6 protein-coding genes are annotated in these 6340 nt (G+C 54.6%); all 6 read right to left on the bottom strand.

The window, feature by feature from the left end; translation table 11 throughout:
• Positions 1 to 30: 30 nt before the first annotated feature.
• Positions 31 to 1425 carry a UDP-N-acetylmuramoyl-tripeptide--D-alanyl-D-alanine ligase gene (locus tag AC2FNV_RS18845; RefSeq protein ID WP_170608089.1) on the bottom strand — a complete coding sequence of 465 codons (1395 nt, stop codon included), beginning with the start codon at positions 1423 to 1425 and terminating at the stop codon, positions 31 to 33.
• Positions 1422 to 2903 carry a UDP-N-acetylmuramoyl-L-alanyl-D-glutamate--2,6-diaminopimelate ligase gene (locus tag AC2FNV_RS18850; protein ID WP_170608091.1) on the bottom strand — a complete coding sequence of 494 codons (1482 nt, stop codon included), beginning with the start codon at positions 2901 to 2903 and terminating at the stop codon, positions 1422 to 1424. The genes AC2FNV_RS18845 and AC2FNV_RS18850 overlap by 4 nt, the downstream gene beginning before the upstream one ends.
• 21 nt (positions 2904 to 2924) lie before the next feature.
• Positions 2925 to 4712, bottom strand: coding sequence for a peptidoglycan D,D-transpeptidase FtsI family protein (locus tag AC2FNV_RS18855; RefSeq protein ID WP_170608093.1), 1788 nt, complete (start codon positions 4710 to 4712; stop codon positions 2925 to 2927).
• The gene (gene ftsL / locus AC2FNV_RS18860) at positions 4709 to 5077 is read right to left on the bottom strand and encodes a cell division protein FtsL (RefSeq protein ID WP_170608095.1); all 369 of its coding nucleotides are present in this window, start codon (positions 5075 to 5077) and stop codon (positions 4709 to 4711) included. Before ftsL ends, AC2FNV_RS18855 begins: the two co-directional genes overlap by 4 nt.
• A complete protein-coding gene (rsmH, locus tag AC2FNV_RS18865) occupies positions 5074 to 6066 on the bottom strand; it encodes a 16S rRNA (cytosine(1402)-N(4))-methyltransferase RsmH (RefSeq protein ID WP_170608148.1) in 993 nt (330 codons plus the stop codon). The genes ftsL and rsmH overlap by 4 nt, the downstream gene beginning before the upstream one ends.
• 4 nt (positions 6067 to 6070) lie before the next feature.
• Positions 6071 to 6340, bottom strand: a 270-nt coding sequence (locus tag AC2FNV_RS18870; RefSeq protein ID WP_496774127.1) for a division/cell wall cluster transcriptional repressor MraZ, incomplete at its 5' end; no start/stop codon positions are given.

The following is a 6340-nucleotide window of genomic DNA, read 5'->3' on the forward strand; positions in this document are numbered from 1 at the left end:
AACCTTTCTCACACGAAATTCAAGCGCGCATCATGGATCCAGCGCGCGCTCATGCCCCATTTCCCGCAGGCCGTCAACAATGCTCGCCAACGCCATGCTAAGTGATCCTTTGGCCAGAACCGTGTCCCCATTCCGGATCAGTTCAGGCAGGCGAGCTACCATTTCCGCGCTGGTTTCGGACCAATGCCCGCGCTTGTTCTCAGGTAATTCGCGATGCAATTCGCGCATGAGCGGCCCAATGCAATGGACCTGATCAACATCCTTCATCGCCTCGACATTTGCCATGTTCGCGTGCATGGCCAGTTCTTGCGCCCCCAGCTCTTTCATGTCACCCAAAAAGGCAATGCGGCGAGCACCTTGCGAAGCTGCGAGAACGTCAAGGGCGGCCTCCATGGATGTCGGGTTAGCGTTATAGCTATCATCCAGCAATTCAATTTGGCCACCATGAGGCAGAGCAATCAACTCTCGCACTCCGCGGCCTTTGACAGGCGACCAGCGTCGAAGCCCCCCAACAGCCTGTTTCAGATTGACGCCTAAAGCGGCGCATGCCGCAAGCGCTCCCAAGCCGTTCATGGCGAAATGCTTACCAGCAGATGCGACATCAAACGTGAATTGCTTGTCGTCAATGACAGCCTCAGCCCGCAGCGTATCAGGCAAAGAAGTTACATGACCAAGTCGATAGTCAGACGCCTTTTGGCCAAAATCTATCACTTTGGCTGCTTGGGAAATTGCTCGGTCACGCAAAATGTCAGCGTGATCGATATCCGAATTCACAATGGCAATACCGCCATCGGTCAGACCGTCGAAAATAGATGCTTTTTCGTGCGCAATTGCAGCCACAGAGTCAAAAGCTTCCAGATGGACTGCAGCGACGGTTGTGACAAGCGCCACATGAGGCCTCGCCTGTTTCGCCAACGGCGCAATTTCGCCCGGATGGTTCATGCCTATTTCGATCACCGCGAACTTGGTGTCCTTTGGCATCCGCGCAAGCGTCAGGGGCACGCCCCAATGGTTGTTGTAACTGGCCACACTTGCATGGGTTTCACCTTGCGTTTCCAATATGTTAGCCAGCATTTCCTTAGTGGACGTCTTGCCAACGCTGCCCGTTACGCCAACTACACGCGCAGCGCATCGATCTCGCGCTGCCCTTCCCAAATCTTCCAACGCTCTTTGAACATCATCGACGATCAAAAGAGGCGCAGTTTCGTCAACACCGTCCGGAACCCGCGACACCAATGCGGCGCCCGCGCCCTTTTCAAGTGCCTGCGCTACGAAATCGTGCCCATCCCGCGCGGCCCTAAGCGCCACAAACAAGTCCCCTGGCTGCAAAGTGCGCGTATCAATTGAAACTCCGTCCGCCTTCCAGTTGGTCGTAGCCCGTCCATTGGTTGCTTTGGCAGCTTCCGCCGCGGTCCACAGCGTCATGCCACCCTCCCGTCCAAGGCAGCAACGGCAATACTTGCTTGCTCTGCGTCGTCAAATGGCAACACTTGATCTCCTACGATCTGCCCGGTTTCATGGCCTTTGCCAGCAATCAGTAAAGCGTCGCCAGGCTGCAGCGCGTCTATCCCACGCAAGATTGCTTCAGCGCGGTCACCGACTTCAGTCGCCTGGGGCGCACCTTTCATTACTGCTGCGCGTATTACCGACGGATCTTCGCTGCGCGGGTTGTCGTCGGTTACAAAAACTACGTCGGCATAGTTAGCCGCTGCTTGACCCATAAGGGGTCGTTTACTGGCGTCGCGGTCTCCACCTGCGCCAACGATTGCTATAAGCCGACCCATCACGTGCGGCCGCAAAGCTTTTAACGCCGTTGTCACGGCATCAGGCGTATGTGCATAATCAACAAATACCGCCGCGCCGTTTTCGCGTGTCGCCGCCAATTGCATTCGCCCGCGCACGGTTTTCAAGTGTGGCAGCGTTTCAAAAACACGTTCAGGTTCGTCACCTGCGGCAATAGCAAGTCCACACGCAAGCAGGATGTTTTCTGCCTGAAACCCTCCGATCAAGTTCAGACGAGCCTGATAAGGCTTACCTTTCCACGAAAACCGCAGATCCTGTCCAGTTTCGTCAAATCGCTGATTAACAAGAACAAGATCGGCGTCACCTTGACCTACGGTTATTAAAGACTGCCCTCGCGCCTTTGCGATTTTCAAAACTTCCGCACCTTTAGGGTCGCTTAGATTGACTACCGCAATTCCTTCCTCAGGTAATACCCGGTCAAACAAGCCTGCCTTGGCGTCAAAATAGGCCTCAAATGTCTCGTGATAATCCAAATGGTCCTGAGAAAAATTCGTAAAACCAGCCGCCTTCAGGCGAACTCCGTCCAATCGCCGTTGCTCAAGGCCGTGCGATGACGCTTCCATTGCCGCGTGCGTCACACCATTTTGGGCAGCTTCTGCCAGACAGCAATGCAATGTGATTGGTTCAGGCGTAGTGTGCGCCAGAGGGGCTGCCCATGCGCCTTCGACCCCAGTGGTGCCGAGGTTGACAGCAGAGTGACCAATTTCGGCCCAGATCTGACGAACAAAGGTGGCAACCGAAGTTTTTCCATTTGTCCCGGTGACCGCAACAATGGTCTGTGGCTGCGCGCCGAACCAAAGCGCCGCAGAACCGGCCAGAGCCTGACGCGGATCTTCGACAACAATCAATGCAGCGTCTGACTCAACCAGTTCCCGGGCAGCCATTTCTGCGCCCTGCGCATCCGTCAGAATAGCGGCGGCTCCCATACGCAAAGCGAATTGGATAAATTCGCCCCCGTGCACGCGTGTGCCGGGAAGAGCTGCAAATAAATAGCCGTCAGCGACCTCTCTGCTGTCAACCGTCAGGCCAGTAATTTCAGGATTCGCGCCGCCGCGCGCAGTAAGGGCCAGCTGGTTGAGTTTTTTTGTCCCTTTGCCCATGACCCACCCTTGTTGGACAACCTAATTCGAGGTCAGCGTTATAGCAGCACCCGCTTCAGGCTCAAGCCGAGGTCGCAGCCCCAACAGTGGAGCAACCCGGCCAATCAACTCAGCGGCCACTGGCACCGCAGTCCAGCCTGCGGTGCGACGCTTTTCGCCGTAAGCTAAGATCGTTGGCTCGTCGAGCGTTACGATCATTACATATTTCGGATCGTAGGCCGGAAAGATCGTGGCAAAGGTCGCAATGACTTTGTCATCGTAATACCCGCCTCGCGGCTTAGGCTTATCGGCTGTACCAGTCTTACCCGCCACTTCATAGCCCGCGACCTCGCCAAAGCTGGCAGTACCATTAGTAACAACCTTTCGAAGCATTCTTTGCGCTTGCTGCGCGGCATTTTCAGACAAAATCCGTGGACCGTATTGCGGGCCATTTTTCCTCAGAATAGTTGGGCTGACATAATGCCCGCCATTTGCAATGGTTGCGTATCCGGCTGCCAGGTGCATTGGGCTGGTTGAAAGACCGTGGCCATAAGAAATTGTTACAGTGCTCAGTTCGCCCCATTTTTTGGGCTTGAGCGGCACACCTCCTGCTGCTTCAACAATCTCGAAAGGGGTCGGTGCGAACATTCCCAGCGACTCCAGAAATTCCTGCTGCCGTTTTGCACCAATTTGCAAGGCTAAGCGACCAGTTCCGCGGTTCGAGCTGTGAACTATCACATCCGCGACGCTGATCTTGCCGTAGTTCTTGCCGTCAAATTCGCCGATCGGGAAACGGCCGATTTTCATCGGGCCGGATGTGTCGATGATGGTATTTGAATTCACCAGACCAAGCTGAACCGCCTGTGCCGCAGCAAATATCTTGAAAACAGAGCCCAGTTCGTAAACGCCTTGCACATAGCGATTGAACAAAGGACTGTCCGACGGGTCGAAACCCGATGTCGGAGGGCGCGGTCGATCATTTGGATCAAAAGACGGCAAGGACGCCGCTGAAATCACCTCACCAGTGTGCGCATTCATCAGAACCGCCGAAGCACCTTTGGCGTTCATGATTTTCATCCCGCCATAAAGAACTTGTTCGACCGCAGCCTGAATCGTCAGGTCCAACGAGAGTTGAAGCGGCTTGTTACCGTTGGCCGGATCGCGCAGATAGTCGTCAAATTTCTTTTCGACGCCTGCAACACCAATTAGTTCTGCCGCGCTTACGCCCTCGCGACCAAAGCCCGATCCGCCAAGAATGTGCGCTGCAAGCTTGCCATTAGGATAAAGTCGCATTTCGCGCGGACCGAACAGAATGCCGGGATCGCCAATGTCGTGCACAGCCTGTTTTTGCTCGGGGGAAATACGTTTCTTGATCCAAAGGAATTTGCGGTCACCTGTGAAATCCTTGACCAAACGCTCTTTGTCCAAATCAGGAAAGATTGTTACCAGATGATCTGCCGCTGCGATCGGATCAATCATCAGCGGTGGTTGCGCATATACCGAATATGTGTCGAGGTTTGTTGCGAGAATGCGGCCTTCTCTGTCTACGATATTGGCGCGCTGCATCGCGATAGCAGCGCCGGGCGCGCTGGCCAATGGTTCCTGCGCTTCCGACGTGGCCAGCATGCCCATACGAAACCCTACGACCGAAAATGCGCAAAAAAAGAACAGCCCCAGTACCAAAAGACGCCCCTCGGCTCGTGCCCGAGCACGGTCTTTCATATCTTCATGACGCTGCTTAATGTTTTCCCGCTCGATCACTTTCGGGTTTTCACCCCTCGCGCGGGCATCCAGAATTCTGGCTAGTGGACGAAGCGGCTTGCGAGTCATGGTATCTGTACCTCGCCAAGGGCCTGTACATCGGTTATCGCCTGCAACTCGATTGGATCGACTATCGGCAGATCGGGGTCTTCGCCATAAGCAATATGATCTGCGCGTCCAAATTGTTCAGCGCGCAGCGGTAACAAACCCAAACGCTCGAAATTCAAGTCCGCGAGTTCGCGTAACCGGTCGGGACGGTTTAGATAGGCCCATTCAGCATTTAATACAGTCAACCGGGCTTGGGCCGCGCCGATCTGTTTTTGCAACGTCTGCGTCTCTTTGAGAACTTGCTGGGTTCGATAGTTTTCCTGATAAGCCCACAACGCCAACCCGAAAACAGCGAGAGCGGTCAACGCATACAGAATACTTTTCATTTCGACCTCACCCCCAATTGCGGCATGCCAATATCCCGTGAATCAATTTTCCCAGCTGGCGCATTTGTCCGAACAGCGACACGCAATTTAGCAGAGCGTGCACGAGGGTTTTCCGACAGCTCCCGCGCGTCAGGGCCGATCGCTTTTCGTGTTTTAATCACGAATTGCGGCAGATCTTCTTTCACCTCTGGTGCATAACGATTGGCTCGCCCGGTTTTGCCGGCACGTGCTTGAAGGAAGCGTTTAACCATCCGATCTTCAATAGAATGGAAGGTGACAACGGCCAACTGTCCACCCGGTTTCAAAGCTCGCTCAGCAGCCATAAGACCTTGAAACAACTCTTCGTATTCCGCATTCACTGCTATGCGCAGCCCCTGAAAACTGCGGGTTGCAGGGTGCGATTGTCCCGGTTTTGGTCGCGGCAGGCAGGATTCAATAATTTCGGCCAATTGCAATGTCGTGGTAATGGGCGCCTCGGCCCGCTTCCTTACAATGGCTTTGGCGATACGCCGGCTGGCACGTTCTTCACCGTAATGGAACAAAATGTCGGCGAGTTGCGTCTCGGTCGCAGTGTTGACCAAATCGGTGGCGCTTTCTCCCTCTTGGCTCATCCGCATATCCAGAGGACCGTCCTTCATAAACGAAAATCCACGATCTGCCCGATCCAACTGCATGGACGAAACGCCCAGATCCAGAACTACGCCGTCCAGATCCTTGGCAAATTGATCCATTTGGGAAAAGACACCCGGTTGCATCACCAATCGGCCTGCATAATCCTTTGCCCAGCCTTTTGCCATTTCGAACGCAAGTGGATCGCGATCGACTGCAATAACCTTCTCGGCGCCAGCCTCGAGCAATCCCCGAGTGTAACCACCCGCTCCAAATGTTCCGTCCAGCCAAACACCCGAAACCGGAGCGACACTATCCAGTAATGGACGCAGTAAAACGGGAATGTGTGGTTTCTCGGAAAGGGTCGGAGCGCCGGACATGCCGTCATCCGTCCCCGGTGCCGTCGAGGAATTCCATCGGGTCGAAGTCGTCAGGCAAGTCGTCCAGCCATTCCTCAGTGGTGGCCAGCTCTTCGGCCTCATAGGTCTCAGGCTTCCAGATCTGGAATGTGTCGCCAGCGGCAATAAAGAAAGCCTCGCCTTCCAGGTCAATTTTGTTGCGCAGCTTCACAGGCAAGACCAACCGTCCGGTTTCGTCCACGTTGGTTGGAAAAGACTGACCATGGAACATGCGCTGCAACATCTTGCGTTGCAC

This window comes from Ruegeria sp. BHSA163, assembly GCF_059613365.1.